Here is a 2,598-nt window from a genome sequence, read left to right on the forward strand (position 1 = left end):
ATGTTTCTTTTGCTTTTCCCTCTGGAGTTCTATATACTGTCCAATCGTGTAGCCGAATTGCTTACTGTAATAGAGCCAGTAGGATGGGATAAGGCTAGTAATGTCAATTAAAAAGTTGACCACCCAGAGGCGGTTATCATTTATCATCTGTTTTCGTGTCTAGTTTATCTCGACTCTCCTTAAACCGGTATGACTCTCCTAAAAACGGGATTACATGAGCATGGTGGGTTAACCGATCTAGAAGGGCGACTGTTAAGACATTATCCCCAAACACCTCCCCCCAGCGAGAGAAGTCAAGATTGGTAGTTATGATAAGACTGCCTCTCTCATAACGTTCTGAACAAAACTGAAAAAGCAACGGGCTACCCGTACCCAAGTTTATGTAGCCAAGCTCATCTAGGATAATTAGATCATACTTACTCCAGGTTTTAAGATACCGAGGGAGTCTGTAATCGCTCTCGGCTCTCAATAGTTCTTGAATTAAATCATAAACCTTAATAAATCTAACCCTGTAACCTTGTTGTACAGCGGAAACTCCAATTGCGGTTGCGATATGTGTTTTACCTGTTCCAGACTGCCCCACGCAAATAATATTTTCCCGATCTTTTATGAATGTGCATTCTGCCAGAGAAACAATTTTTGTTCTAGGGAGCTTGGGTATGCTTGTAAACTCAAAGCTTTCCAGGGTCTTAATTTCGCTAAACCTTGCTTGATTTACTCTTGTAGTTAATCGTTTTTGAGCCCGCAGTTCAACTTCCTTTGCAAGACAAGCAGCCAAAAAGGAAGTTGGGGTTTGGTTCTGAGTCATGGCATCCCGGGCTAATTCTCGAAAAGAGACTTTTAACCCTGGAAGTTTAAGTTGTTTGCAGTATATATCCACCATAGCTTCCCGCGGATCCATTGATTCACTCACGCTGGAACACCCCCTATTAGATAATTAAACTTGGATGGATTGTCCACAGGGATGTCCAGATTAGGGAGTTTGGAGGGGGCTAGCCCTTGGGTTTGGGTAGTAGCCTTTAATCCCTTTGAAATTAGCAATTGCCGGATATATTCAAGACCTATGTACCCAGATTTAAAACTTTCTTCTAGGGCCAGTAGCACATCTTCAAAATGAAACTCCATGTTTAGGAGAAGAATTTTAGCGTATTCTCTGTAACCTTCGGGATTACGCTGGCATAACATAACCCTTAGTTTTTGGTATACCTCTGGCAACTTTCTTACTACCAAAGCGTTCTTTGCAGCCCGTGGTTTTCTTGCTATCACAGGTAGGTAGTGTTCCAGTTTCATGATTTTTTCACCACGGTTGTATGAACGTGAATGAACGGTAACCAGTTTAGTTTGATCATAGACCTCTATTCGATCAACAAATGCTTCTACCCGAAGGCTTTTATGCCCGCATTCTACGGGAACTGAGTAGTAGTTACGATCAAACTGGAATAAAAGTAGCCTATTTGCTGTAGCAACGTGAGTTCTTGAACATTTGAATGGGGCAGATGGTAATAACCTCAATTCTTGATGTTCCAGCTCCCATTCCTTGCTGCGAAGTTGCCTTTGTCTTTCACACCAGTCCAGTAATTTCTGATTTAATTCATCTAGAGATTTAATCTGTGGTACTGGCACCATCGTGTTTGACCGTACATACTTAACCAGATTCTCTACAGTTCCCTTTTCATGACCACTGGCGGGGTTACAAAACTCGCTATCAAAAAGATAGTGGGCTCTCAAACTGGAGAATTGGGTGTGTTCTTCACGATAAGGCCCTTTGAGGATTTTAGTTACGGCTGTCTTCGGGTTATCGTAAACAAGATTAGCAGGAACACCACCCAACCATTCGAAAGCAAGTTTATGCCCTTCTAAAAATGCTTCTAATTTCTCGGTAGGCGAAGCCCATACAAAGGGAACTAAACTTGCTTTAAGTCTAAGGCAAAATAGAGAAACCTCCGTTAGTTGGCCATCAATATATACCTTTGCTCTACCCCAGTCTACCTGGGCTTGTTCTCCCCAATCGGCACTCAGGGGAACAAAAGCCTCCTTAATGATGTCTTTCACCTGTCGTACAAAGCTCCTTACCGACGATTCACTTCCAGTGAAATCATATTCATCACAGAGACGGTTAAAGATACGGCGGGCAGTGTGACGTTGCTTTTTAGGTTGGGTTTTATCAAATTCTAACCATTCTCGGATAATATCTTTATATGGATCCATTACGGGACAGGATTTCGCTTTAGATAGGTTATATTTAGGTGTTTCAGAGCTTTGAAGGGCTTTGCGAACAGTTTGTCGTGCAATATCTAGATTACGGCTGATCTTTCGAATAGACCAACCTTCAATAAAATGCTTTTTTCTGATATACTCAATATCGACCATTTGGAGCATGTCCTTTCCTCCTGTACGAGTGTAGCCTCAGCAACTTCAATCATACAGGAATGGGCTCTCCAGGTGGTCAATTTTTTTATTGTCACTGACCACTAAAGTGGTCAACTTTTATGTTAGCACCACTATAAGGCCAATTCTTGAGAAGAATTCATTGTTCCACTTTGTTTTCATAGCCTGTCCCTTGCGTTGGCTGGGGTGGTTGTGTATCATGGCTACCCT

Annotated in this window: 2 protein-coding genes; both read right to left on the reverse strand. The window is 42.0% G+C overall.

The annotated features are described in order from the left end of the window. Positions 1–136 precede the first annotated feature (136 nt). Positions 137–913: an IS21-like element helper ATPase IstB gene (istB, locus tag BUA78_RS19580; RefSeq protein ID WP_238456891.1), complete on the reverse strand. Its 777-nt coding sequence runs from the start codon at positions 911–913 to the stop codon at positions 137–139. Further along, on the reverse strand, positions 910–2,379 hold the full coding sequence (istA, locus tag BUA78_RS19585) for an IS21 family transposase (protein WP_238456892.1): 1,470 nt from the start codon (positions 2,377–2,379) through the stop codon (positions 910–912). The genes istB and istA overlap by 4 nt, the downstream gene beginning before the upstream one ends. Between the last annotated feature and the right edge of the window lie 219 nt (positions 2,380–2,598).

This window comes from Desulforamulus aeronauticus DSM 10349 (genome assembly GCF_900142375.1).
In the GTDB taxonomy this organism is placed as follows: domain Bacteria; phylum Bacillota; class Desulfotomaculia; order Desulfotomaculales; family Desulfotomaculaceae; genus Desulfotomaculum; species Desulfotomaculum aeronauticum.